Below are 23296 nucleotides of genomic sequence, written 5' to 3'. Positions count from 1 at the left end.
TATCTTCATTGGTTACCCCACACAGCGGGACGTTTTTGCAAGAAAGCATTCACGCCCTCCTTTTGATCCTGGGTATCAAACAGATCAAGGAACAATTCGCGCTCCACCGGCAGCAAGTTCGCCAAGGGATTGCTGCGCGCGCCCTGGATCAGCTTCTTGCAGGCGCTGATGCTGGAAGGACTTTGCCTGGCGACTTGTGCGGCCAGCGCCAGGGCGCGTTGCCTGGCCTCGCCTTTTTTTACCACTTCCTCGACTAGGCCGATGCGTAATGCGGTTTCGGCATTGACGCGCTCGCCGCACAAGATCATGCGCTTGGCCCAGCCTTCGCCCACCAGCCACGGTAGATTCTGGGTGCCGCCGGCGCACGGCAGCAAGCCGACCGCGGCCTCCGGCAACGCCATTTGCGCATGCTCCTCGGCGATCCGCAAATCGCAAGCCAGCGCGCACTCCAGGCCGCCGCCCATGGCGTAACCGTTGATGGCGGCGATCGAGACGCCGCGAAAACCGGACAGCGTTTCGAAGGCTTCGCCAAAACGACGCGCCATTTCCCGCGCCATGACCTTGTCGCCGTCGGCAAACAGTTTCAGGTCGGCGCCGGCGCTAAAGAATTTTTCGCCTTCGCCGGTGAGTACCAGGCTGTAAATATTCTTGTCCGCTTTGAGCGTTTGCACCAGCCGCGTCAGATCGCGCAAGGCCTCGCCGGTCCAGGTATTGGCAGGTGGATTAGCCATCGTGACGACGGCGGTATGGCCGATTATTTCCAGCCGCAGGTTGGTGTAGGTGGTGCTGTCGTTATTCATCGGATGTCCTCGTTGGTTGCGTTGCTCAGCAATTGGCGGGCAATGATCACACGCATGATTTCGTTGGTGCCTTCCAGGATCTGATGTACGCGCACATCGCGGAAATGGCGTTCCAGCGGGTACTCGCGGATATAACCGTAACCGCCGTGGATTTGCAGCGCTTCGTTACAGATTTGAAAACCGATGTCGGTGGCGAAGCGTTTCGCCATCGCGCAGTAGGTGGTCGCATTCGGATCCTTGGCATCCAGTTTGCAGGCAGCCAGGCGCACCATCTGGCGCGCCGCCACCAGTTCCGTCTGCATATCGGCCAGCTTGAATTGCAGCGCCTGGAAATCCGACAGCGGCCGGTTGAACTGGCGGCGCTGGCCCATATACGCATGTGCTGCATCCAATGCCGCCTGGGCAGTGCCGACCGAGCAGGTGGCGATATTGATGCGGCCGCCATCCAGGCCGCGCATCGCCAGACGGAAGCCTTCGCCCTCTTGTCCCAGCAGGTGATCGGCGGGAATCCGTACATCGTCGAAACTGATAGTGCGTGTCGGCTGGCTGTTCCAGCCCATCTTTTCTTCCTTGCGGCCATAGCTGATGCCGGGCGTATGGGCCGGCACCACGAACGCCGACACGCCATGCGCGCCGCCGGCGCCGGTGCGTGCCATCAAGACCAGGACATCGGTGGCGCCGGCGCCGGAAATAAACGCCTTGGAGCCGTTGATCACATACTCGCCGCCATCCAGCTGCGCGCTGGTTTTCAAGGATGCGGCGTCCGAGCCTGCGCCTGGCTCTGTCAGGCAGTAGGAGCCCAGCTTCTGGCCGCTCGCCAGCTTGCCGCACCAGCCCTCGCGCACTGCCGGCGTGGCCCAGTTGGCGATCATCCAGCTCACCATGTTATGGATCGTCAGGTAGGCCGTGGTCGAAGTGCAGCCGCGCGCCAGTTCCTCGAATACGATAGTGGCGTCGAGCCGCGACAATCCCAGGCCGCCCACTTCTTCCGGCGTATACAAGCCGCAGAAACCCAGCTCGCCGGCCTTGGCGATGACGTCGGTCGGGAAGATGCCTTCGGCGTCCCATTTGGCAGCGTGCGGCGCCAGCTCTCCGGCGGCAAAATCACGCGCGGTCTGCTGAAATGCGCGTTGATCTTCTGATAGTTCGAAATCCATGGTGGTTTGTCTCCAATGCGATGGGGGTGTCTGTTATTACTGCTGTCGGTAATATCTATCTCCGCAGAATAGCAATAATTGACGTTAACGTAAACGTCACCCAACCCATTGAGGCGAAAAAAAGGGCGACCTGCCGTCGCCCTTCCCCCTGCCACGCTGATGCGGCCTGTAGTTACTTAGGCAACAACACGGTGTCGATAACATTGATCACGCCATTCGACTGATAAACGTCGTAGGTGCTGATGTTGGCAACATGGCCGCCATCGTCCGTGACGTAGATGTTGTGCGGACCGTTTTGTGCAAAGCTCAGCATGCCGCCGCTGGCGGTTGGCAGTTCAGCCTTGCCATTGCCTTTTTTAATGGCGCTTTCCAGCTTGGCAAAGTCATATCGGCCTGGCACTACGTGATAAGTCAGGATTTTGGTCAAGGTAGCCTTGCTTTCCGGCTTGACCAGGGTTTCCACCGTGCCAGCCGGTAGTTTGGCAAAGGCGGCGTTGGTCGGTGCAAATACGGTGAACGGGCCCTTGCCCTTGAGGGTTTCCACCAGGCCGGCAGCCTTTACTGCGGCCACCAAAGTGGTGTGATCAGCCGAATTGACAGCGTTGTCGACGATGTCCTTGCTGGGCAACATATTCTGGCCGCCGACCATCACGGTATTTTCTGCGTAAGCCGAACTGGCGGCTAGCAAGGTCAGGGCTGCAGATAGGGTTGCAAATGAGGTTGCAAATAAGGTGAAAGCATAGCGAAGTTTGCGCATGATGATTCCTTTGAAAAAAAACCAGTTTTCGGAGCCTGCACAGTCATATACGCAACTGTCCCGAAACTGGATTCGCCGGATTCAAAAAATCATGCAAGAGGTTTGATGGCGATGCTGCCGCCAATACTGCATCTGCCGAAAGAAAATGAAGTAAGCCGATAGGCCGGATTCTGTTACGACGTTCAGGCTTGCGCCCTTGCGTTATGACAACCATTCCTCTAGGCGCTGGATTACTCCAGCGCTCAAGCTTCCTACCCGCACGCTCCGCGAGCAACATCAACGCGTGCCTATTTGGAATTGCTCCGAGTGGAGGTTACCGCGTTTCACCGTAACTTAATACGCTCGTCTCTGTGGCCCTATTCCTCGCCTCACGGCGGACGGCCGTTAACCGTCACCCTGCTCTATGGAGTCCGGACCTTCCTCCCGCCAACGCATTGCGGCGTCGGCCAGCGGCTGTCTGGCTTACTTCAGGCGGCATTCTACCGCAACGAGAGCGACAACTCGCGACATTTCACAACCCCCAGCCCGTCGGAGCCGTCCGACGATGCCAAAACGGCATGAGACAGAATATCCTTCGATACGTATAGTATTTAGAGATTTTTGCGCTGCAATATCGCAATGCCAGCGCTCCGGCTGCGTCGCCAAGCGCCATCATTGATCAGACACTATCGCAACAGGACAGAACAAATGCACATCTGCGTATTAGGTGCTGGCGTCATCGGCGTCACTTCCGCCTATCGGCTGCTGGAAGCCGGTCATCAAGTCACGCTGGTCGACGCTGCAGCGCTGCCGGGCAGCCAGACCAGCTTCGGCAATGGCGCGCAATTGAGTTACTCCTATGTCGCGCCTCTGGCTGATCCATCGGTCTGGCGCCATTGGCCGGAATACCTGTTCAGCGCCGACTCACCGCTGACGCTGCGGCCGAAAATGGATCTCGCGCAATGGCGCTGGCTCCTGAAATTCATGACGGCCTGCAATACCAAACGCGTCAGGCAAACCACCATCGATTTGTTGCGGCTGGCTTTCTTCAGCCGCGCACAATTGCAACAACTGCGACAAGCCGTCCGGCTCGACTTCCAGCACCGCAGCGCCGGCAAGCTGGTGATGTACGGCGACGCCAAAGGTTTGCAGGGCGCCCGCAAGCAAATCGAATTCCAGGCCCGCCATGGCTGCCAGCAGGAAATCGTCGACACCGCGCGCTGCATGCAAATCGAACCGGCGCTGGCCAATTCCAAACGCGACTGGGCCGGCGGCGTGTATACCGCGAGCGAAGAAGCGGGGGATTGCGCCCTGTTCTGCCAGCAGCTGGTAGACGCCATGTCGCAACAATCCGGCTTCCGCTTCGCCCACTCGCAACGTATCCATAAACTGGAAATGCGCGACGGCGCTTTGGTCGCAGTACATGCCGGCCAGGAACTGATAGCTGCCGACGCCTTCGTATTGGCGTTAGGTGCGGCCAGCGCCGATTTTGCTCACCTTGCCGGTTTCTCATTGCCGCTCTACCCGCTCAAAGGCTACAGCATCACGGTGCCGTTGGGCGACGCTGCCTCCCAGGCCGCAGCGCCGCAAGTATCCATCACCGACCTCTCGAAAAAAATCGTCTACGCACGGCTCGGAGACCGTCTGCGGGTGGCCGGACGGGTGGAACTGGTCGGCATGGATCGCAGCATACCAAACAGCGCCATCGACGAATTGAAACGCGGCGTGGCCGAATTATTTCCGGCTTGCGGCGATCTGTCGACCGGCGCAAACTTGTCGCCATGGGCCGGATTCCGTCCGGCGACGCCGAGCGGCGTGCCGTTGATTGCGGCAGCGCCGGTCAGAAATCTGTACCTGAATGTCGGCCACGGCAGCCTCGGCTGGACTCTGGCGCATGGCAGCGCAACGCTGCTGACGCAATTGATCGCGGGCGAAACTACTGCCATCGACGCCAGCCCTTTTTCATTTAGCGCCTAGCAAAGAAACCCAAAGGAAACCCCATGAAACTGATCACCAACCAGCAGGTCGCCGAGCTGATCAACACCGGCGACGCCATAGCCGCCATGCGCCAGGCTTTCGCCGGCATCGGACAGGGCGCGCAGCAGGCAAGAATCCGCACCAGCGCCGGACCCGTCATGATGTCTAGCATGGGAGCATTGTTACCCGCCGCCGGCATCGCCGGTTACAAGATCTACACCACGATCAATGGCAAATTTCATTTTGTCACCGTGCTGTTTTCCACCGAGGACGGGCGGCCGCTGGCGGCGATTGAATCCGACACCATGACCGGCTTGCGTACCGCCGCCGCTACTGCGGTTGCTGCCGATCATCTGGCGCGGCCGGATGTCGCTACGCTGGCGGTGATCGGCACCGGGGTCCAGGCGCACTCGCATGTGCCGGCCTTGCTGGAGGTCCGCAAATTCAAGGAAATCCTGATTGCCGGCCGCAGCGGCCAGCAGCAATTTGCGGAGCAGATCACGCAACAGACCGGGATTCCGGCACGCGCTGTCAGTATCGATGAGGCGGCCCAGGCCGGCGACGTGGTTGTTACCGTGACGCGCTCGGCCGAGCCGCTGTTTTCCGGCGACCTGCTGCAAGCGGGCGCCTTCGTTGCTGCAGTCGGCGCCAGCAAAGGCAATCTGCGCGAACTCGACGATCGCGCGATCGCCCGCGCCGATGCTTTGGTGGTCGAATGGAAGCCGCAGGCGCAACAAGAGGCTGGCGATCTGTTGCTGTGCAAGCCAGGCATCTTTGACTGGCAACAGGTGTGGGAACTGGGGCAGATTGTCGACGGCAGCAGCACTTACCAGCGCCAGCAAAACGATCTGGTGATCTATAAAGCGATTGGTGTCGGGGTCGAAGACATCGCCCTGTCCGGCCTGGTATACCGCCGCGCCTGCGAGCGTTTCGGCTGGTAGCCACCCACCGCGCACCCACGGCGCACAGCATTGCTTGCCGCCGTTATGCCGTCAGTCTAGAATCGGGCTCTCGCTTCAGGCATCCCGCAGGATTGCCTGAAGCCCACCGATGACTACTGACGACATGCACACATGGAATTCCACTTACTAAGCTTCCTGAAGACCGTGCTGTTTGTGCTCGCCGCACTATTGCCGATCATGAATCCGCCCGGCGGCGCGCCGATTTTCCACGCACTGACCATCACTGCGTCTGACGCCACCCGCAATTCACTGGCGCGCAGAGTCGCCATCAATTCTTTCCTTTTGCTGGTGGGAGGTATGTTCATCGGCACCCATGTACTGGCATTTTTCGGCCTGTCACTGCCGGTGGTGAAAGTCGCCGGCGGTCTGCTGGTGGTGGCCACCGCCTGGAAAATGCTGAACTCCGATGAAATGCCTAAAGGCGAAGCCGTGCCAGAATCGCTTTGGACCGAGGCGCTGGTTTCGAAGAAAGCTTTTTACCCGCTAGCATTTCCGCTCACCGTCGGCCCCGGTTCGATCTCGGTCGCCATCACCCTGGGCGCCGGCGTGCGCGTGCCGGATATTCCACTGCCGCTGTCCATGATTGCCGCCGTCGCAGGCCTTGCATTGGCGGCGCTGGCGGTTTATCTCAGCAACCGTTTTGCCGGTGTCTTGATCCGTTTGCTGGGCGATACCGGCACCACCGTCATGCAGCGCATGACTTCGTTCATCTTGCTGTGTATCGGCGTGCAAATTCTGTGGGATGGGGTTAGCGGCTTATTGATGTTATGGCAAGCGCACTGATTTACTTTTTCACCTCACGGAATTCTAGTGATAAGATCATTGCCTTACCAACCCATTAAGGAGCACACGATGCTGAAGAAGATAATGGTAGTTGCAGTATTGTTTGGCATGCTGGGCGCACTGTCGGCCTGTAACACGGTTGCCGGCGTTGGCAAGGATGTGGAATCCGGTGGCGAAAAAGTGAAAGACGCGGCGCAGGACGTGCAAAAGAAAATGTAATTTTCCGTAGCTGTCGCAGCATTACGCAGATACACAAAAACCCGACTTGGCGTCGGGTTTTTTATTCCGCAAAAAAAAGATTTAGTTATGGCAGGCGTTTCCTGCATCCCCCCCGAAAACGGCAGCAAGTTAAAATTTGTTGACGCAACAATGTGAACAATTGAAAATTCCACGTTTTGACAAACGCTCTTTCAGCGCATTGCAATAGACTGTGCGTTCGCCCAGGTCGCCGATTTAAAATAAGGCGCTGCTCGAATTTACGATTCACACCTTTTTAAGAAAATACCGCTATGAACAAAACTGAACTGATCGACGCCATTGCATCTGACGCCGACATCTCGAAAGCCGGTGCGCAACGCGTGTTGGATTCGTTGATAAATAATGTGATCAAGGCTGTAACCAGCGGTGACACTGTACAGCTGGTCGGATTCGGTTCCTTTTCTTCAGGCAAACGCGCCGCACGTGTTGGCCGCAATCCACGCACTGGAGAAGAGATTAAGATTGCTGCCGCTAAAACCGTCAAATTCACGGCCGGCAAGGGATTCAAAGACGCCGTAAATAAAAAGAATAAATAATGTCAGGCAAGCCTCTCGAAACCACTCCAGGGGCTTTTCTGTTTTGGCCGCCATTCCTACGCGCCCGCCATCTCATTTTATTGCTGGCAGCCGGTGCCGCCATCCCTGCCGGCGCCGATACAATTCCGAACAAATCTGCCGTGCATGGAGTGTCGGAAAAAGTATTAACAGCCGAAGGGGCAACCCCAGCTTCAGGCGCAATCCCTAATCCGTCTTTCTACAGCGAATCGATGCGGCCGCCAGTTCCTGATGCATCTGATGAAGGCATGCGCTTGCGTTCCGATCCAGGCACAGCTGTCCAGCGCGGCACGGCTTCCTGGTATGGTCCGGGTTTTCATGGCCGTAAGTCAGCAGGCGGTGAGCGCTTCAATATGCATTCGATGACGGCGGCGCACCCCAATCTGCCACTGCTCAGTTGGGTGCTGGTGCGCAATGTCCGCAACAACAAAGTGGCGCTGCTCAAGGTGACCGACCGCGGGCCATATCGCAGTAAACGGATACTCGATGTCTCTTACGCTGCGGCGAAACAACTGGGTTTCGTCCGCAACGGCACCGCGCAGGTCGAAGTCCGTCAGTTATCGCATAGCGAAGTCAGCTGGGTGCGTCGTCAACTCGATGAAGGAAGCGATGTATCGGCCGTAGATGCTCCCCACTCGTCGACCGACGCCAGCGACGAGCCAGCAGCTCAAGTACTGCAGCAGGGGTCGCTGTCTGGACATTAATCCCTGCGGGCAGGCGAATGCCAATTGCCTGCCCTACACGACACATCAGCAAAATTTGCTGAAATCCGGCTTCCGTTTTTCGAAAAAAGCCATGAATGCTTCTGCCGCTTCCGGCGCCTTCAGCATCGCACCGAAGTGCTCGATCTCCTGTTGCATCCGCGCTTCCACCGCAGCAGTCTGGCCGCCCTTCATCAAGCTCTTGGTGATGCGGATCGAGGCCGCAGGCAGAGCCACCAGCTTGGCTGCCTGCGCTTGGGCGAACGCCAGCAATTCTTCTGCCGGCAATACTTTGTTGACCAGGCCCATGGCGTTGGCTTCCTCCGCCGTAAACGCCTCGCCCAGCAACAGCTTCTCGGCCGCGCGCTGATAACCTGCGATTTGCGGCAATATCAGGCTGGACGCAGCCTCCGGGCATAAACCGAGTTGCGTGAACGGCATGGAAAAACGTGCATTGTCGGCGGCATATACCAGGTCGCAATGCATCAGCAAGGTAGTGCCGATGCCGACCGCGGCACCGGCCACCGCAGCCACCATCGGTTTGCTGGCATGGCTGATTTGCCACAGGAATTGAAATACCGGGCTGTCGCTTGAAGTCGGTCGATTCTTCATAAAATCTTCGAGATCGTTGCCGGCGCTGAATATCTGCGGCTTGCCGGTAAACAGAATCGCCCTTACGGCGCTATCGCTCTCTGCATCTTTCAAGGCATCGACCATGGTTTGATACATGGCGGCGGTGATCGCATTCTTTTTCTCCAGGCGATTGAATTCAATCGTCAGGATGCCGTTTTCCTTGCTAGTCAATATATCCATCTGTTACTCCAGTTCAGCACACGCAATACGCGGCACAGTGATTAAGTTTAAGAAGACAAAAAAGCCGTGCGGGGATAGCTGCACGGCTTCTTCGTTTTTTTACGATTGCTTATGACAATCTGCTTGATTCAAACAATTACATGCGCTCGAAAATACCTGCCGCGCCCATGCCCGTGCCGACGCACATGGTGACCATGCCGTATTTCTGGTTGCGGCGACGAATGCCGTGGATCGCGGTTGCCGCACGGATCGCACCGGTAGCGCCCAGCGGGTGGCCCAATGCAATCGCGCCGCCCAGCGGATTGACCTTGGATGGATCCAGGCCGAGGTCCTGGATCACTGCCAGCGCCTGCGCTGCAAATGCTTCGTTCAATTCGATCCAGTCCAGCTGATCTTGCGTGATGCCAGCGGCGCGCAACGCCGCAGGGATCGCTTCCTTAGGACCGATACCCATGATTTCCGGCGGTACGCCGCGTACTGCAAACGAGGCAAAACGCGCCAGCGGCGTCAGGTTGAATTGCTTCAGGATCTTTTCGCTGACCAGTATCAATGCACCGGCGCCGTCCGAAGTTTGCGAGCTGTTGCCGGCTGTGACGCTGCCCTTGGCGGCGAACACGGCTTTCAACTTACCCAAGGCTTCCAGGGTCGATTCGGCGCGCGCGCCTTCGTCACGATCAACGATACGGGTCTTGAGATCGATCTGACCTGTAGCCAGATTCGGGATTCGTTCGATGATCTCGACTGAAGTGGTTTCGTCTTTGAATTCGCCCGCCAGTTGGCCAGCGATCGCGCGGCGATGGGATTCCAATGCAAACGCATCCTGCGCTTCACGCGAGACTTTCCATTGCTGGGCGACTTTTTCCGCAGTCAGGCCCATGCCGTAGGCCATGCCGATGTTTTCATCCTTGAACACATCCATGTTGACCGATGGATGGAAACCCATCATCGGCACCATCGACATCGATTCGGCGCCGCCGGCGATCATCACATCAGCCTGGCCGACGCGGATACGGTCGGCAGCCATGGCGATTGCGGTGATACCGGATGCGCAATAGCGATTCACGGTAACGCCGCCGATGGTGTTCGGCAAACCTGCCAGCAACACGGCGTTACGCGCCATGTTCAAACCTTGCGCGCCTTCAGGGAAGGAGCAGCCGATGATGGCGTCTTCGATCAGTTTCGGGTCCAGGCCAGGCACTTGCGCCACGGCGGATTGGATTGCGCGCACCAGCAGATCGTCCGGACGCATGTTTTTGAACATGCCACGCGGCGCCTTGCCGATTGGCGTGCGGGTTGCGGCGACGATATATGCGTCTTGAAGTTGTTTGCTCATTTTGATCTTCCTTATTAGTTACGCACAGGCTTACCGGTTTGCATCATGCCCATGATCCGCTCTTGCGTCTTAGGGTTGTTCAGCAGTTCGACGAAAGCCTTGCGTTCCAGGTCCAGCAACCATTGTTCATTCACCACGCTGCCTTCGTTTACTTCACCGCCGCAAACGATGTTGGCAATCATGTGGCCCAGTTTGTAGTCATGCGCGGAGATGAAACCACCGTCACGCATGTTGACCAGCTGCGCCAGGATGGTGGCGATGCCATTGCGGCCGATGACCGGGATCTGTGCCTTCAGCGGCGGCCGATAGCCGGCGTCGAACATGGCGCGCGCCTCAACCTTGGCCACATGCAGCAGCTCGTAGGCATTGAACACGATCACATCGTCGGCTTTCAGATAACCCATGCTCTGTGCTTGCAAAGCCGATTTCGAAACATTGGCAGTCGCAGCGTTCATGAAAGACGTCTTCAGGAATTGCAAGATGTCGTTACCCTTGGCGTCGTTGGCGGCACGTACAGCTGCCTCCTTCAAACCGCCGCCGGCAGGGATCAAGCCAACGCCAACTTCGACCAGACCGATATACGACTCGATCGATGCCACGCGCTTGGCCGTGTGCAGCGCCAACTCACAGCCGCCGCCCAGCGCCAGGCCTGCCACCGCAGCAACTACCGGTACGCTGGCATACTTGAGGCCCATGAACGCTTGTTGCAACTCAGCGACCATCGGTTCGATCGCCTTGGCGCCGCCCGACATAAACAACGGCAGCATCGATTGCAGATCGGCGCCTGCCGAGAAGGCGCCGCCTTCGGCAGCATCCGCGTGCCACAGCACCAGGCCCTTGTAATTCTTTTCAGCTTCAGCAACCGCCTTGTTCAGGCCGGCGATGACTCCTGGCCCGATCACGTGCATCTTGGTCTTGAACGACAAGATCAGCACTTCATCGTTTTGATGCCAGGCGCGTACCGAGTCGTCCTCAAACACGGTGGTACCGGCAGTCTTGCCATCGGCCACGCCTTCACCCAACAACGGAGCACGGAACGCTTGGCGTTGATAGACCGGCAGCGTGGAGCGGGCAACATTGACTTTCTTTGCTGGCGAATAAGAACCGTCGGCAGCGTGCACGCCGGTACGGCCATCGAATACCCAGGCTGGCAGCGGTGCATTGCACAGCGCCTTGCCGGCGTCGATATCTTCCTTGACCCAGCCGGCGATCTGCTGCCAGTCTGCGGCTTGCCAGATTTCGAATGGGCCTACGCTCCAGCCAAAGCCCCAACGCATGGCGAAATCGATATCGCGTGCGTTGTCGGCGATAGCTTCCATATGGACCGCGATGTAGTGGAAGCCATCACGGAAGATGGACCACAGGAATTGTGCTTGCGGATTGGTGGATTCGCGCAGGGTCTTCATGCGCTTGACCGGATCCTTGTCTTTCAGGATGCGCGCCACCAGTTCGTCGGCCTTGCCGCCGCCGGTAACGTATTCGCCCTTGGCGGCGTCGATGCGCAGGATATCCTTGCCAACTTTTTTGTAGAAACCGGCGCCGGCTTTTTGACCCAGCGCACCCTGCTCAACCAGCTTGGCCAGCAGCGGCGGCGTTGCGTACACGCCGTAGAACGGATCGTCCTTCAGGTTATCCTGCATGGTCTTGATCACATGACCCATGGTATCCAGGCCGACCACATCGGCGGTACGGAAAGTACCGGATTTGGCGCGGCCCAGCTTGGCGCCGGTCAGATCGTCAACGACGTCAACCGACAGGCCGAATTTTTCAGCCTGGTGAACCGTCGACAAGATGCCGAACACGCCAACGCGGTTGGCGATGAAGTTCGGTGTATCTTTAGCACGTACCACGCCTTTGCCGAGTGTCGTCGCCAGGAAGCCTTCCAGCTGATCGAGGATCTCTGGTTTAGTGGTGGCGGTAGGGATCAGTTCGACCAGGTGCATGTAACGCGGCGGATTGAAGAAATGAACGCCGCAGAAGCGTGCTTTCAGTTCAGCGTCGAAACCTTCCGACAAAGCAGTGATCGACAAACCCGAAGTGTTGGAAGCGAAGATCGCGTTTGGCGCAATATGCGGCGCGACTTTCTTGTACAGATCATGCTTCCAGTCCATGCGCTCGGCAATCGCCTCGATGATCAGGTCGCAACCGGCCAACACATCCAGATTGTCTTCGTAGTTGGCGACTTCGATCAGCGCGGCGTCGTCCTTGTTGCCAAGCGGCGCCGGGCTGAGTTTTTTCAGGTTTTCGATAGCGCGCAGGACGATGCCGTTTTTCGGACCTTCCTTGGCTGGCAGATCGAACAGTACCACCGGTACTTTGGCGTTCAAGCAGTGGGCCGCGATTTGCGCGCCCATCACGCCGGCGCCGAGGACGGCGACTTTTTTAACGATGAAATTCGACACTTGTTTCTCCTTGGTCAGTCTGTTGGGAGTGCGGGCCTGCGCTGATCGCGCCAGGCCCGCCTTACGGCTTATTTAGAACAAATCCATTAGAACAAATCCGCGTCCAGCGCCATCAGGCTGCCCGAACCGGAACGTGCCTGACGAATCAACATTGCGGTTTCCGGCAACAGGCGGGCGAAATAGAAACGTGCGGTCGCCAGTTTGGAAACGTAGAACTTGTCGCCTGAATCTTGCTTGGCCAAAGCGATCTTTGCCATTTGCGCAAAGAAGTAGGCGTACACCAGGTGGCCAACTACGCGCAGGTAAGGTACTGCTGCTGCGCCGGCTTCGTCCGGATTCTGGAAAGCCTTCATGCCGATTTCCATGGTCAGCTTGCTGACCTTGTCGCCCAGATCGGCGAGTGGCGTGATGAATTCCGACAAGGCTTCGTCAGCACCGTTTTCTTCGATGAAAGCCTGCACCTTGGCGCCGAATTTCTTCAGCTTGGCGCCGTTGTCCATCAACACCTTGCGGCCCAGCAGATCGAGCGACTGGATGGTATTGGTGCCTTCATAGATCATGTTGATGCGGGCATCACGCACATACTGCTCCATGCCCCACTCGGCGATGAAGCCGTGGCCGCCGTACACCTGCATGCACTCCGATGTCGCAGTCCAGGCGTTGTCGGTGATGAAGGCCTTGATCACTGGCGTCAGCAGGGCGACTTCATCGGCGCAATCCTTGCGCACTTGTTCGTCCGGGTGGTTCAGCTCCTTGTCCAGCTGCAGCGCGACGTAAGAACAGAAAGCGCGCGCGCCTTCAGCATACGCTTTTGCGGTCAGCAGCATGCGGCGTACGTCAGGATGGACGATGATAGGATCGGCTGGCCGGTCTGGCGCCTTGATGCCGGACAGGCTGCGCATCTGGATGCGATCCTTGGCGTACACCAATGCGTTCTGATAAGCCACTTCAGTCAGACCCAGGCCTTGCATACCGACGCCGAGGCGGGCAGCGTTCATGAACACGAACATCGCGTTCAAGCCCTTGTGCGGGCCGCCGATGATCCAGCCGGTGGCGCCGTCCAGATTCATCTGGCAGGTCGAGTTGCCGTGGATGCCCATCTTTTCTTCGATCGCGCCGCAAGTAATAGGATTGCGCGCGCCCAGCGAGCCGTCTGCGTTCGGCAGGAATTTCGGCACCAAGAACAGGGAAATACCCTTGGAACCTTCCGGTGCGCCTGGCAGGCGCGCCAGCACCAGATGGATGATGTTTTGCGACATGTCGTGCTCGCCGGCCGAGATGAAAATCTTGCTGCCGGTGATGCTGTAGGAACCGTCGGCCTGCGGCGCGGCTTTCGAGCGCAGCATGCCAAGATCGGTGCCGCAATGCGATTCGGTCAGGCACATGGTGCCGGTCCATTCGCCGGACACCAGCTTAGGCAGGTACAGCGCCTGCTGCTCTGGCGTGCCGTGCGCGTGCAGGCACTCGTAGGCGCCGTGCGACAGGCCCGGGTACATGGTCCAGGCCTGGTTGGCCGAATTCATCATTTCGTAGAACGAATTGTTGATCACCAGCGGCAGGCCCTGGCCGCCGAATTCAGGATCGCAGGACAGCGATGGCCAGCCGGCTTCCACATACTGCTTGTAGGCTTCCTTGAAACCCTTTGGCGCGGTGACAGTGTGGGTAGCCTTGTCGTGGTGGCAGCCTTCACGGTCGCCCGAATGGTTCAGCGGGAACAGTACCTGGGAGGTAAATTTACCGCCCTCTTCCAGCACTTGATTGATGATGTCGGCATCGATCTCGGCATGCTTTGGCAATTGTTTCAGTTCATCTTCTACATGCAGCAACTCGTGCATGACGAATTGCATATCCCGCAGTGGCGCGACGTATTGACCCATGGTGCTCTCCTGATGATTGGATTTATTGGATTGATTCGATCAAGCCGCCGTTTTGGCAGCGATTTTTTGATTCGTTTGTGAGGATTTCTTTGCAGCCGAAAGTGGCCTGGGTTCAGCTTCGCGGTAACTGTCAATCAGGCGATCGAAGCCCTTTTGAGCGCGCTCCACGCTGCCGGCTTTTTTCAAGAAACGTGCATCGTGATGCAAACCCAGGATCAGGCCGTACATCTCGTAGACCAGCTGGTCGGCGTCGGTATCGGCACGCAGATGACCGGCTTCGATTGCTTGCACTGCGCAGCGATGCAAAGCCTGCTGCCAGGTCCGCACCATGGTCACCAGCTGCTCGCGGATCTCGCCTGGCCGGTCGTCATACTCGACGGCGCCGCTGATATAGATACAACCGGAAGCGATTTCAATCGTCACCTGCCGGATCCAGCGCGCAAACATGGCTTCCAGACGCGGCAGGCCGCGTGCTTCCTTGATGCTCGGATAGAACACTTCCTGCTCGAACTGGCGGTGGTACAGTTTCACCACTTCGATCTGCAAATCTTCGCGCGAGCCGAAATGGGCAAACACGCCGGACTTGCTCATGTTCATTTTTTCGGCCAGCAAGCCAATCGTCAGACCTTCAAGGCCGTCACGGCTTGCCAGCGTGATAGCGACGTCGAGAATCGCTGCGCGCGTCATTTCGCCTTTACGCATGAATTTCGGCGGCATGTCAGTATGTGCCACGATAGTCCTGTCTCTGTCTGGTTGAGTCTTGCTAATAAGTCTTGAAAATCAGTCTGGATAAATTCAACGCCGGCTTGCTTGCCGGCCGATGCCAGCGAGAATGCGAACGCTCGTACTATTATGCACCAGAATCGAAATGTCAAACAGCGACTTAGAGGGGCGGTTCTACCGAGAGCTCATTCGAAATTTGCCGGCGCTTTATTTACGCGGGCTGGTTCAGAGAAGTGGCGCTGCTTTCGTTCCGGGCGTCTCCAAATTAGCGGGAAAATGGCGGGAAAGCGATGTCAAATAGATATCTGGCAATGGCGCGCTACGATTGCGCCTTGTCCAGCAAACGGCGGTCGCGCTTGGTCGGTCGCCCTTTGATCTGCATGGTCGGCTCGCGGAAGAACTTGCGGTCTTCCGCCAGTGTTGCGCGCCGGGCCAGGCTTTCTTCCGTTTCCTGATACAAGGTCTGCGCAATCGCCGCTGAGCTGCGCTGATCGGCCAGTTGCAGCACCGCCACCTGCCAGACGCTGGCGCCATTATCAATCGCCAGGATATCGCCGGTCTTGAGATTGCGCGCCGGCTTGGTGCGCTCATCGTTCAACCTGACTTTGCCGTTATCGACGGCGTCGCCCGCCAGCGTGCGCGTCTTGAAAAACCGCGCCGCCCAAAGCCACTTGTCGATACGTACTGCTTCGACTGTTTTACTCATGCTGTGATCTGCCACCTGAATCAATAGTCCGCGCTCAATATGCGCTTAAACCGGGTTGTCGATATCGATGAACTGATGTTGCAAGCCGAAGCGCTCCGCCAGATGGCGCCCCAGGGCTTGCACGCCATAACGCTCGGTGGCGTGATGACCGGCCGCCAGGTAAGCCACGCCGGCTTCACGCGCAAGATGCACGGTCGGCTCGGAAATCTCGCCACTGATGTATACCCCGGCGCCGGCGGCAATCGCATCGCCCAGCAAGTTTTGCGCGGCGCCGGTGCACCAGGCGATTTGCGCCAGGCGCTGGGAGGGGTCGCCGATCAGGATCGGGGCACGATGCAATTGGCGTTCGATCACGCCAGCCAATTCACCCACCGTGCTTACCTGCGGATCGCTCACGCTGCCCAGCCAGCCCAGGTTATCGTCGCCGAAGCGGCCGTTGGGCGACAGGCCCAACTGCTGCGCCAGTTGCACATTGTTGCCAAAATCCGCATGGGCGTCGAGCGGCAAGTGATAGGCAAATAAATTGATATCGTGTGTTAACAACAATTTCAGGCGTTTGTGTTTGGGGCCGATGACACGCATATCCTCGCCGCGCCAGAAATAACCGTGATGCACCAGGATGGCGTCTGCGCCACTGTCCACGGCTGCTTCCAGCAAAGCCAGGCTGGCAGTGACACCCGTCACCAGGCGCCTAATTTCAGCGCGTCCTTCCACCTGCAAGCCATTTGGGCAATAATCACGGAACTGTGTAATATTTAATGCTTCGGCAAGATATTTTGCGAGTTCGATACGACTCACCGGATTTACCGATTCTTGATTCACGATTTTCGACTCCCGATTTTTGATTTCCGACTTTCGACCCTGATTTTTGATTCCCGACTTTCGACCCCGATTTTCGATTTCACATAAGACTTCACTATGCGACGTTTCTGGCTGTTATTTGCGCAAACCATCACTATCGGTTTAGCGCTCTGGTTCATTGTAACGACCCTGAAGCCGAATTGGCTAAACGGCGCTTTGACCAGTTCGCCTTTGCATATCTCTGCCTCCAAGGTGCCGCTGCAAGAAGCTGCGTCGGGAACTCCTGCGCCGGGGTCATATCGTCAGGCGGCGCAAAGGGCGATGCCGTCAGTGGTCAATGTTTTCACCAGCAAAGACGCCAAGCCGGTCAGCCCTGAAATGCTGGAAGATCCATTGCTGCGGAAATTCTTCGGCGATCGCGGCGACGATGCGGAAGACAAGCAATCCAGTCTCGGCTCAGGCGTCATCGTCAGTTCACAAGGTTATATCCTGACCAATAATCATGTGGTGGAAGCCGCCGATGAAATCGAAGTGGCGCTGGCTGACGGCCGCACCACCACTGCCAAGGTGGTCGGCACCGATCCGGAAACCGACCTGGCCGTGATCAAGATCAATCTCCCGAACCTGCCTGCGATCACGCTGGGCCGTGCCGACCAGGCCAGTGTCGGCGACGTCGTGCTGGCCATCGGCAATCCGTTCGGGGTCGGCCAGACGGTCACGATGGGGATTATTTCGGCGCTGGGCAGAAGTCATCTCGGCATCAATCAGTTTGAAAACTTCATCCAGACCGACGCCGCAATCAATCCCGGCAATTCCGGCGGCGCCTTGATCGACACCAACGGCAACCTGATCGGCATCAATACCGCAATCTATTCGCGCACCGGCGGTTCGCTCGGGATCGGCTTCGCCGTGCCCATGACCACGGCAAAAGCCGTGATGGAATCCATCATCAACACCGGCCACATGGTGCGCGGCTATATTGGTGTGGAACCGCAGGACATCACACCGGAACTGGCGGAAAGCTTTGGCTTGAACAGAAGCACCGGCGCCATCATCGCCGGCGTGATCAAGAATGGCCCGGCCGATAAGGCGGGCTTGAAACCGGGCGATATCCTGGTGGCTATCGAAGGCAAGCCGATCGCCGACAGCACCGACATGACCAATCTGATTGCCCAGTTGCAGCCAGGCAGCAAAGCGAAATTGACGGTGTTACGCAAAGCCAAGGAAGCTACGGTGGAAGCGGTTATCGGCAAGCGGCCGCCGATGAAACGTGAAGCAGAATAGATGGGCGCCGCTGCCCACACGCAATCGCAAAAAGGAAAGCCGTAATGCACGTACGTGATCTGACCCAATACCTCGCCGAACTATCGGAGAACAACAACCGGGCCTGGTTTGTCATGAACAAGCCGCGCTACGATATCTTGCGCGCAGAATTCCTCGAGCTGGTGGTGCGCCTGATCGCTCAGATCAGCAAATTCGATCCGGCGATCGCCGGCTGCAATCCAAAGAAAGCGCTATTCCGGATTAACCGCGATATGCGCTTCTCGGCAGACAAGAGCCCGTACAAGACCTATTTCTCGGCCTCCATCACAGCCAGCGGCTTGAAGAAACCCAGCCAGGGCGGCGGCCCGGCTTATTATTTCCATATCGACGCCGCCGGCACCTTGCTCATCGCGGGCGGTGAATACATGCCGCCGGCTGATCGCTTACGGGCGATTCGCCTGCAGGTGATCGCCGATGCAAGCGGCTTTGGCAAGCTGTTGAAGAACAAGAAATTGATGGGGACTTACGGCGATCTGCAAACCGAAGGCCAGTTGACGCGTCCACCCAAAGGTTTTGACGCGGACTCGCCGCACATCGAATATATCAAGCTGAAAAACTTTATCGTCTGGAAAGAGCAGGCGCTGAAGAAGATGTTGTCGGACGCGCTGGAGAAAGAACTGGTGGCGGGCTTTAAAGACGCCTACCCATTGGTAAGCTGGCTGCGGCAGGTCAAAACCCCGAGCGCCGAGTGATGCAGAGCGCTGAGCAGTCAGCGCTGAGGCAGCCGCTCAGGCGGTTCAGGTAGTCTCTTCCGATTCGGCCGGCGCCTGGGTCGCTTTGACGAACAGCGGCGCCACCAGCAGGCCGATCTCGTACAGCAAGCATAGAGGCACTGCCAGCAGCAATTGACTCATGATGTCCGGTGGCGTCACGACTGCCGCCACCACGAAGGCGCCGACAATCACGTAAGGGCGGATCGATTTCAGCTTTTCCAGCGAAACCAGGCCCATGCGCACCAGCACGATCACCACGATAGGCACTTCAAAAGTCATGCCGAAGGCGAGAAACATGGTCATCACAAAATCGAAATAACTATCGATATCCGGTGCCACCGAAACCGATTTCGGCGCAAAGTTGTTGATGAAGTGGAAGATCACGCCGAACACCAGGAAATAGCAAAAGGCGACACCGGCGACGAATAATAGTGACGATGAAATCACCAACGGTGCGACCAGTTTCTTTTCATGCGCATACAAGCCTGGCGCAACAAACGCCCACAACTGGTACAGCACCCACGGCAGGGCAATGACAAAAGCCAGCAGCAGGGTTACCTTGACCGGGATCAGGAACGGCGTGATGACGCCGGTGGCGATCATCTTGCTGCCCACCGGCAAAGCCGCCAGCATTGGCGCCGCCAGCAAATCGTAGATATGCGCGGCCCAAGGCATCAGGCACAGGAAAACCACGATCACCGCGATCGACGCCTTCATGATGCGGTTGCGCAATTCCACCAGATGCGAAATGAACGTCTCTTCGACGCCGCTGGTTTTGTCGAAACCGCTGGATTTCTGTTCTTCAGTCATGGGAGCACGGTGTTTTGCAAACAAGCGAATTTGCGGATATCAGCATTGGCCCCGATTGCCTTGAGGCGAAGCATGAAATCATGAAAAAAATGAACCGGACGCCTTGCCTTGGCCGGCCGGACGAAATTTCGCCACACGCGCAGCGCCGGACAAAACGCGCGCCTTTTGGCCGCTTTGTTGTTTGTACCAGGCGGGAATGGCGCTGCTGCGCGCCAGCTTTTTCTTGCGAAAACTCTTGGCTTTGAGCGCCAGTTGCTCGACGTTAAAACTGTCGCTGGAGGAGTTGACGCTGCTATCGTTCCAGGCCGCATGCAGCGAGTCTTTTACATCTGACACGCTACTAGAGATGCTTTGCTCGATATCGCTGGCAGCTTCCTGCACCTCTTGCTGCATCTTGCGCAATTCTTCCAGTTCAATCTCACGACTGACTTCCGATTTGACTTCATTGATGTAGCGCTGCGCACGGCCGAACAGAGACCCCGCCATGCGGGCTACGGTCGGCAATTTTTCCGGCCCGATAACAACCAGTGCAACGACGCCGATCAGAGCGAGTTTAGTAAGACCAATATCGATCATGGAGAGCTGCGGCAAATCTCAAGTCGGGCCGACGCCATAAACCTGCGCCGGCAGCCATGACTCAGTTGCCGGACTTGTCCTTTTCTTTGGCGGCGACGTCAATCGTCGACTTGTCGGCGGCCGGCTTTTCTTTTTCTTCTTCGCCCTTGACGCCATCCTTGAAGCCTTTGACTGCCTTGCCTAGATCGGAACCCATATTGCCGATTTTTTTGGTGCCAAATACCAGCATGACGATAACCAGCACGATCAACCAATGCCAAATACTGAACGAACCCATTTCTTTCTCCTTGTCGGGCAAATACCCGATCCTGCTAAGTCAAATAAACCGTTAAATACTTACACACGCAATCTGTCGTTTTCACCGCCGCTGAAGGCGAATCCGGCGGATTCAGCCGGTTCAGCGCTGTCCACGCCACGGCCTAGGTCCGCCGATAACGTGCATATGCAAATGGTACACCTCTTGGCCACCATCCGGCCCGACGTTGAATATCGTCTTGTAGCCGCCGCTGGCATGGCCCTGCTCGTTCAACTGGTAACCGCAGCCCTGTTCTTGCGCCAGGCGCGGCGCCAGCAGCGCCATTTTACCCAACAAAGCGGCGTGCGCCTCACTGCAATCGGCGAGCGTCGCGATGTGCTGCTTGGGCACGATCAGGAAATGGATAGGCGCGGCCGGATTGATGTCATGGAAGGCGATCAGGTCGTCATCTTCATAGATCGCCTTCGAGGGAATCTGCTTGGCGGCAATTTTGCAAAAAATACAATTTTCCAAATTATCTCCGGGTCTTCAACGGGGCTTCAACAATTCTTAAATGCTTCTGCATCGATTCAGCTCTTGTGTTGATCGGCTTCTTGCTGCTCGCGCACCGTCAGTTTGCGATTGGCTTTCTCCTCGATCCCGGATAAACCTTCGCGCCGCGCCAGTTCTTGCAGCACGTCTTGCGGCGTCAGATTGAACTGGGCCAGCATGATCATCGAGTGGAACCACAAATCGGCACATTCGTACAGCACATGGGAAACGTCGCCGTCTACCCGTGCGTCCTTGGCGGCCATCACGGTTTCCGTGGCTTCTTCGCCGATTTTTTTCAAAATCGCGTCGTCGCCCTTGGCGAACAGACGGGCGACATACGATGTTTCAGGATCGCCGCCGTTAGCCGGTTTGCGCGATTCGATGACCGCAGCCAGGCGTTGTAGAGTTTCACTCATGATTGTTTCAGATCCGCTGATGGTCAAGGTTGCTTGTAAATATCATCCGGCTCTTTCAACACCGGTTCAACCGCTTCCCAGCTCTTGCTATCGCTTTCAAATTTCTGAAAGAAACAGGAATGGCGGCCGGTATGGCAGGCAATATCGCCGGCCTGAGTCACTTTCAGCAACACCACATCCTCATCGCAATCGAGGCGGATTTCATGCACTTTCTGCACATGGCCGGACTCTTCGCCTTTGTGCCACAGTTTCTTGCGCGAGCGGCTCCAGTAAACCGCCTCGCCCAGCGCTACCGTCTTCGCCAGAGCGTCGCGATTCATCCAGGCGAACATCAATACGTCATTCGACCCGAGCTCCTGGGCGATCACCGGCACCAGGCCATGCTCATCCCATCTCACCTTGTTTAACCAGAGCGCACTCATGCTAGCCTCATTGGAATCTGTTGTGCCGCCATGAATTGCTTGGCCTCCTGCACAGTATGTTGGCCATAGTGGAAAATACTCGCTGCCAGCACCGCATCGGCGCGGCCGATCTTGATGCCGTCAGCCAGGTCTTGCAAACCGCCGACACCGCCGGAGGCGATCACTGGAATCGTCACGGCGTTGGAGACACTGCTGGTCAAGGCCAGATCGAAACCGACCTTGGTACCGTCGCGGTCCATGCTGGTGAGCAGGATTTCACCTGCTCCCAGTTGCTCCATCTTTTGCGCCCACTCGATTGCATCGAGACCAGTGGCCTTGCGCCCGCCATGGGTAAACACCTCCCATTTGCCCGGTGCGACCTGCTTGGCGTCGATCGCAACCACGATGCATTGCGAACCGTATTTGGCGGCGGCGTCGGCCACCAGCTGCGGATTGGTGACAGCGGAAGTATTGATGCCGACCTTGTCGGCGCCGGCGTTCAGCAAACGCCGCACGTCTTCCACGGCACGCACGCCGCCGCCCACCGTCAGCGGGATAAAGACCTGCGAGGCGACCGCTTCGATAATCGGCAAAATCAGATCACGTCCATCGGACGAGGCGGTGATATCGAGAAAAGTAATTTCATCGGCACCCTGTTCGTCATAGCGGCGAGCGATTTCGACCGGATCGCCGGCATCGCGCAATTCAAGAAAATTGACGCCCTTGACCACGCGACCATTGGTGACGTCGAGACAGGGAATGATACGTTTGGCGAGAGTCATGGCTGGCCAGCGTCGGGCTGCTCCGATAAATCTTCATCGCTGAATTCGCCGCTCAGCTCATCGCTCAACGCATCGCTCAATTCGTCGGCCCGTTCCTGCGCCGAACGCAAATCGAGCGTGCCTTCATAAATCGAACGGCCGCAAATCACTGCTTCGATGCCTTCATCCTGCACCGCGCACAACGCTTCGACATCCTTGACGTTATGCACGCCGCCGGAAGCGATCACCGGAATCGTCATGCTTTGCGCCAGCTTGACGGTGGCTTCGATGTTGACGCCGCCCATCATGCCGTCGCGGCCGATGTCGGTATAGACAATCGAGGCGCAACCGTAGTCTTCGAATTTCTTGGCCAGGTCAATCACTTCGTGACCTGATAATTTGCTCCAGCCGTCGGTGGCTACCTTGCCATCCTTGGCGTCCAGGCCAACGATGATCTGGCCGGGAAATGCGCTGCAGGCATCGTGCAAAAAGCCGGGGTTCTTGACTGCGGCAGTGCCGATGATGATGTAGCTCAGGCCGTCGTCCAGATAGCGTTCGATGGTGTCCAGGTCGCGGATGCCGCCACCCAGTTGCACCGGAATTTCTTCAACGCCGTTGAGCAAGGCAAACTCGCGCACCGCCTTGATGATGGCCTTGACCGCCGGTTCATTCTTGGGCTTGCCGGCAAACGCGCCATTCAGGTCAACCAGATGCAGGCGGCGTGCGCCTTGCATCAGCCAATGGCGGGCCATTTCGCCCGGGTCGTCGGAAAACACAGTGGCTTGGTCCATATCGCCTTGTTTCAGGCGTACGCAGTGACCGTCTTTGAGGTCGATGGCAGGTATGAGCAGCATGGCTACAGTAGTATGAGGTCAGTTAAAAATCTGAATAAAGTATAGGGACAAATCCTGGAACAGGCACTGGTA

Annotated in this window: 26 protein-coding genes and 1 other RNA gene; 8 read left to right on the top strand and 19 right to left on the bottom strand. The window is 57.4% G+C overall.

What is annotated here, in order from left to right; genetic code table 11:
- Positions 1 to 5: 5 nt before the first annotated feature.
- The 4 genes from VNZ60_RS12225 to rnpB all read right to left on the bottom strand — a co-directional run bounded on the left by VNZ60_RS12225 (position 6) and on the right by rnpB (position 3183).
- A complete protein-coding gene (locus VNZ60_RS12225) occupies positions 6 to 800 on the bottom strand; it encodes an enoyl-CoA hydratase (RefSeq protein WP_325659481.1) in 795 nt (264 codons plus the stop codon).
- On the bottom strand, positions 797 to 1957 hold the full coding sequence (locus tag VNZ60_RS12220; RefSeq protein ID WP_325659479.1) for an acyl-CoA dehydrogenase family protein: 1161 nt from the start codon (positions 1955 to 1957) through the stop codon (positions 797 to 799). The genes VNZ60_RS12225 and VNZ60_RS12220 overlap by 4 nt, the downstream gene beginning before the upstream one ends.
- Positions 1958 to 2129: 172 nt before the next feature.
- The gene (locus VNZ60_RS12215; protein ID WP_325659477.1) at positions 2130 to 2714 is read right to left on the bottom strand and encodes a fasciclin domain-containing protein; all 585 of its coding nucleotides are present in this window, start codon (positions 2712 to 2714) and stop codon (positions 2130 to 2132) included.
- Between the two features lie 143 nt (positions 2715 to 2857).
- Positions 2858 to 3183, bottom strand: an RNA gene (rnpB, locus tag VNZ60_RS12210) — RNase P RNA component class A.
- Positions 3184 to 3401: 218 nt separating this feature from the next.
- On the opposite strand from rnpB, the gene VNZ60_RS12205 reads away from it, so the two are divergent.
- From VNZ60_RS12205 to VNZ60_RS12180, 6 genes are all read left to right on the top strand, one after another.
- The gene (locus VNZ60_RS12205; RefSeq protein ID WP_325659475.1) at positions 3402 to 4670 is read left to right on the top strand and encodes a D-amino acid dehydrogenase; all 1269 of its coding nucleotides are present in this window, start codon (positions 3402 to 3404) and stop codon (positions 4668 to 4670) included.
- 23 nt (positions 4671 to 4693) lie between these two features.
- On the top strand, positions 4694 to 5611 hold the full coding sequence (locus VNZ60_RS12200) for an ornithine cyclodeaminase family protein (RefSeq protein WP_325659473.1): 918 nt from the start codon (positions 4694 to 4696) through the stop codon (positions 5609 to 5611).
- Between the two features lie 132 nt (positions 5612 to 5743).
- Positions 5744 to 6415 carry a MarC family protein gene (locus VNZ60_RS12195; protein ID WP_325659471.1) on the top strand — a complete coding sequence of 224 codons (672 nt, stop codon included), beginning with the start codon at positions 5744 to 5746 and terminating at the stop codon, positions 6413 to 6415.
- A gap of 69 nt (positions 6416 to 6484) precedes the next feature.
- A complete protein-coding gene (locus VNZ60_RS12190; protein ID WP_414648822.1) occupies positions 6485 to 6634 on the top strand; it encodes an entericidin A/B family lipoprotein in 150 nt (49 codons plus the stop codon).
- A 290-nt stretch (positions 6635 to 6924) separates the two neighbouring features.
- Complete coding sequence (locus tag VNZ60_RS12185; protein ID WP_325659470.1) at positions 6925 to 7209, top strand: HU family DNA-binding protein; 285 nt, start codon at positions 6925 to 6927, stop codon at positions 7207 to 7209.
- On the top strand, positions 7209 to 7931 hold the full coding sequence (locus tag VNZ60_RS12180; protein WP_325659468.1) for a septal ring lytic transglycosylase RlpA family protein: 723 nt from the start codon (positions 7209 to 7211) through the stop codon (positions 7929 to 7931). The genes VNZ60_RS12185 and VNZ60_RS12180 overlap by 1 nt, the downstream gene beginning before the upstream one ends.
- Positions 7932 to 7976: 45 nt before the next feature.
- Here the strand turns inward: VNZ60_RS12180 and VNZ60_RS12175 are convergent, their stop codons facing one another.
- The 7 genes from VNZ60_RS12175 to VNZ60_RS12145 all read right to left on the bottom strand — a co-directional run bounded on the left by VNZ60_RS12175 (position 7977) and on the right by VNZ60_RS12145 (position 16604).
- Positions 7977 to 8741, bottom strand: coding sequence for an enoyl-CoA hydratase (locus VNZ60_RS12175; RefSeq protein WP_325659466.1), 765 nt, complete (start codon positions 8739 to 8741; stop codon positions 7977 to 7979).
- Between the two features lie 136 nt (positions 8742 to 8877).
- On the bottom strand, positions 8878 to 10074 hold the full coding sequence (locus tag VNZ60_RS12170; protein WP_325659464.1) for an acetyl-CoA C-acyltransferase: 1197 nt from the start codon (positions 10072 to 10074) through the stop codon (positions 8878 to 8880).
- A gap of 14 nt (positions 10075 to 10088) precedes the next feature.
- Entirely contained in the window at positions 10089 to 12476 is a 2388-nt protein-coding gene (locus VNZ60_RS12165; RefSeq protein ID WP_325659462.1) for a 3-hydroxyacyl-CoA dehydrogenase/enoyl-CoA hydratase family protein, read from the bottom strand.
- Positions 12477 to 12562: 86 nt separating this feature from the next.
- Positions 12563 to 14353, bottom strand: a complete 1791-nt coding sequence (locus VNZ60_RS12160; RefSeq protein WP_325659460.1) for an acyl-CoA dehydrogenase C-terminal domain-containing protein — start codon at positions 14351 to 14353, stop codon at positions 12563 to 12565.
- Positions 14354 to 14392: 39 nt separating this feature from the next.
- Entirely contained in the window at positions 14393 to 15055 is a 663-nt protein-coding gene (locus VNZ60_RS12155; protein WP_325659566.1) for a TetR/AcrR family transcriptional regulator, read from the bottom strand.
- A gap of 340 nt (positions 15056 to 15395) precedes the next feature.
- A complete protein-coding gene (locus tag VNZ60_RS12150; RefSeq protein WP_325659458.1) occupies positions 15396 to 15782 on the bottom strand; it encodes an RNA-binding S4 domain-containing protein in 387 nt (128 codons plus the stop codon).
- A 45-nt stretch (positions 15783 to 15827) separates the two neighbouring features.
- On the bottom strand, positions 15828 to 16604 hold the full coding sequence (locus VNZ60_RS12145; RefSeq protein WP_325659456.1) for a Nif3-like dinuclear metal center hexameric protein: 777 nt from the start codon (positions 16602 to 16604) through the stop codon (positions 15828 to 15830).
- Between the two features lie 96 nt (positions 16605 to 16700).
- Between VNZ60_RS12145 and VNZ60_RS12140 the strand changes: the two genes are divergently transcribed.
- Both VNZ60_RS12140 and VNZ60_RS12135 read left to right on the top strand, forming a co-directional pair.
- Positions 16701 to 17867: a Do family serine endopeptidase gene (locus VNZ60_RS12140; RefSeq protein WP_325659454.1), complete on the top strand. Its 1167-nt coding sequence runs from the start codon at positions 16701 to 16703 to the stop codon at positions 17865 to 17867.
- Between the two features lie 44 nt (positions 17868 to 17911).
- Positions 17912 to 18598, top strand: a complete 687-nt coding sequence (locus VNZ60_RS12135; protein ID WP_325659452.1) for a DUF2461 domain-containing protein — start codon at positions 17912 to 17914, stop codon at positions 18596 to 18598.
- A 45-nt stretch (positions 18599 to 18643) separates the two neighbouring features.
- Here VNZ60_RS12135 and tatC read toward each other — a convergent pair whose 3' ends face one another.
- From tatC to hisA, 8 genes are all read right to left on the bottom strand, one after another.
- Entirely contained in the window at positions 18644 to 19429 is a 786-nt protein-coding gene (tatC, locus tag VNZ60_RS12130; protein ID WP_325659450.1) for a twin-arginine translocase subunit TatC, read from the bottom strand.
- Positions 19430 to 19507: 78 nt separating this feature from the next.
- Positions 19508 to 20005 (bottom strand): Sec-independent protein translocase protein TatB, encoded by a 498-nt coding sequence (gene tatB, locus VNZ60_RS12125; RefSeq protein ID WP_325659448.1) that lies wholly within the window; start codon positions 20003 to 20005, stop codon positions 19508 to 19510.
- A gap of 61 nt (positions 20006 to 20066) precedes the next feature.
- Positions 20067 to 20282, bottom strand: coding sequence for a Sec-independent protein translocase subunit TatA (gene tatA, locus VNZ60_RS12120; protein ID WP_325659447.1), 216 nt, complete (start codon positions 20280 to 20282; stop codon positions 20067 to 20069).
- 120 nt (positions 20283 to 20402) lie between these two features.
- The gene (locus VNZ60_RS12115; RefSeq protein WP_325659445.1) at positions 20403 to 20774 is read right to left on the bottom strand and encodes a histidine triad nucleotide-binding protein; all 372 of its coding nucleotides are present in this window, start codon (positions 20772 to 20774) and stop codon (positions 20403 to 20405) included.
- A gap of 56 nt (positions 20775 to 20830) precedes the next feature.
- Positions 20831 to 21208 (bottom strand): phosphoribosyl-ATP diphosphatase, encoded by a 378-nt coding sequence (locus tag VNZ60_RS12110; protein WP_325659443.1) that lies wholly within the window; start codon positions 21206 to 21208, stop codon positions 20831 to 20833.
- Positions 21209 to 21231: 23 nt separating this feature from the next.
- Positions 21232 to 21630, bottom strand: coding sequence for a phosphoribosyl-AMP cyclohydrolase (hisI, locus tag VNZ60_RS12105; RefSeq protein ID WP_325659441.1), 399 nt, complete (start codon positions 21628 to 21630; stop codon positions 21232 to 21234).
- The gene (hisF, locus tag VNZ60_RS12100; RefSeq protein ID WP_325659439.1) at positions 21627 to 22391 is read right to left on the bottom strand and encodes an imidazole glycerol phosphate synthase subunit HisF; all 765 of its coding nucleotides are present in this window, start codon (positions 22389 to 22391) and stop codon (positions 21627 to 21629) included. Before hisF ends, hisI begins: the two co-directional genes overlap by 4 nt.
- Positions 22388 to 23224, bottom strand: a complete 837-nt coding sequence (hisA, locus tag VNZ60_RS12095; RefSeq protein WP_325659437.1) for a 1-(5-phosphoribosyl)-5-[(5-phosphoribosylamino)methylideneamino]imidazole-4-carboxamide isomerase — start codon at positions 23222 to 23224, stop codon at positions 22388 to 22390. The genes hisF and hisA overlap by 4 nt, the downstream gene beginning before the upstream one ends.
- Positions 23225 to 23296: the final 72 nt, after the last annotated feature.

Source organism: Collimonas sp. (genome assembly GCF_035566375.1).
In the GTDB taxonomy this organism is placed as follows: domain Bacteria; phylum Pseudomonadota; class Gammaproteobacteria; order Burkholderiales; family Burkholderiaceae_D; genus Collimonas.
Note: the sequence above shows the minus strand (reverse complement) of the source record. Positions and strands in the feature narration are given on the sequence as shown.

Coding starts and splice junctions, on each gene's coding strand:
- VNZ60_RS12225 (WP_325659481.1), bottom strand. CDS start 800: ATGAATAACGACAGCACCACCTACACCAACCTGCGGCTGGAAATAATC.
- VNZ60_RS12220 (WP_325659479.1), bottom strand. CDS start 1,957: ATGGATTTCGAACTATCAGAAGATCAACGCGCATTTCAGCAGACCGCG.
- VNZ60_RS12215 (WP_325659477.1), bottom strand. CDS start 2,714: ATGCGCAAACTTCGCTATGCTTTCACCTTATTTGCAACCTCATTTGCA.
- VNZ60_RS12205 (WP_325659475.1), top strand. CDS start 3,402: ATGCACATCTGCGTATTAGGTGCTGGCGTCATCGGCGTCACTTCCGCC.
- VNZ60_RS12200 (WP_325659473.1), top strand. CDS start 4,694: ATGAAACTGATCACCAACCAGCAGGTCGCCGAGCTGATCAACACCGGC.
- VNZ60_RS12195 (WP_325659471.1), top strand. CDS start 5,744: ATGGAATTCCACTTACTAAGCTTCCTGAAGACCGTGCTGTTTGTGCTC.
- VNZ60_RS12190 (WP_414648822.1), top strand. CDS start 6,485: ATGCTGAAGAAGATAATGGTAGTTGCAGTATTGTTTGGCATGCTGGGC.
- VNZ60_RS12185 (WP_325659470.1), top strand. CDS start 6,925: ATGAACAAAACTGAACTGATCGACGCCATTGCATCTGACGCCGACATC.
- VNZ60_RS12180 (WP_325659468.1), top strand. CDS start 7,209: ATGTCAGGCAAGCCTCTCGAAACCACTCCAGGGGCTTTTCTGTTTTGG.
- VNZ60_RS12175 (WP_325659466.1), bottom strand. CDS start 8,741: ATGGATATATTGACTAGCAAGGAAAACGGCATCCTGACGATTGAATTC.
- VNZ60_RS12170 (WP_325659464.1), bottom strand. CDS start 10,074: ATGAGCAAACAACTTCAAGACGCATATATCGTCGCCGCAACCCGCACG.
- VNZ60_RS12160 (WP_325659460.1), bottom strand. CDS start 14,353: ATGGGTCAATACGTCGCGCCACTGCGGGATATGCAATTCGTCATGCAC.
- VNZ60_RS12155 (WP_325659566.1), bottom strand. CDS start 15,055: ATGCGTAAAGGCGAAATGACGCGCGCAGCGATTCTCGACGTCGCTATC.
- VNZ60_RS12150 (WP_325659458.1), bottom strand. CDS start 15,782: ATGAGTAAAACAGTCGAAGCAGTACGTATCGACAAGTGGCTTTGGGCG.
- VNZ60_RS12140 (WP_325659454.1), top strand. CDS start 16,701: ATGCGACGTTTCTGGCTGTTATTTGCGCAAACCATCACTATCGGTTTA.
- VNZ60_RS12135 (WP_325659452.1), top strand. CDS start 17,912: ATGCACGTACGTGATCTGACCCAATACCTCGCCGAACTATCGGAGAAC.
- tatC (WP_325659450.1), bottom strand. CDS start 19,429: ATGACTGAAGAACAGAAATCCAGCGGTTTCGACAAAACCAGCGGCGTC.
- tatB (WP_325659448.1), bottom strand. CDS start 20,005: ATGATCGATATTGGTCTTACTAAACTCGCTCTGATCGGCGTCGTTGCA.
- tatA (WP_325659447.1), bottom strand. CDS start 20,282: ATGGGTTCGTTCAGTATTTGGCATTGGTTGATCGTGCTGGTTATCGTC.
- VNZ60_RS12110 (WP_325659443.1), bottom strand. CDS start 21,208: ATGAGTGAAACTCTACAACGCCTGGCTGCGGTCATCGAATCGCGCAAA.
- hisI (WP_325659441.1), bottom strand. CDS start 21,630: ATGAGTGCGCTCTGGTTAAACAAGGTGAGATGGGATGAGCATGGCCTG.
- hisF (WP_325659439.1), bottom strand. CDS start 22,391: ATGACTCTCGCCAAACGTATCATTCCCTGTCTCGACGTCACCAATGGT.
- hisA (WP_325659437.1), bottom strand. CDS start 23,224: ATGCTGCTCATACCTGCCATCGACCTCAAAGACGGTCACTGCGTACGC.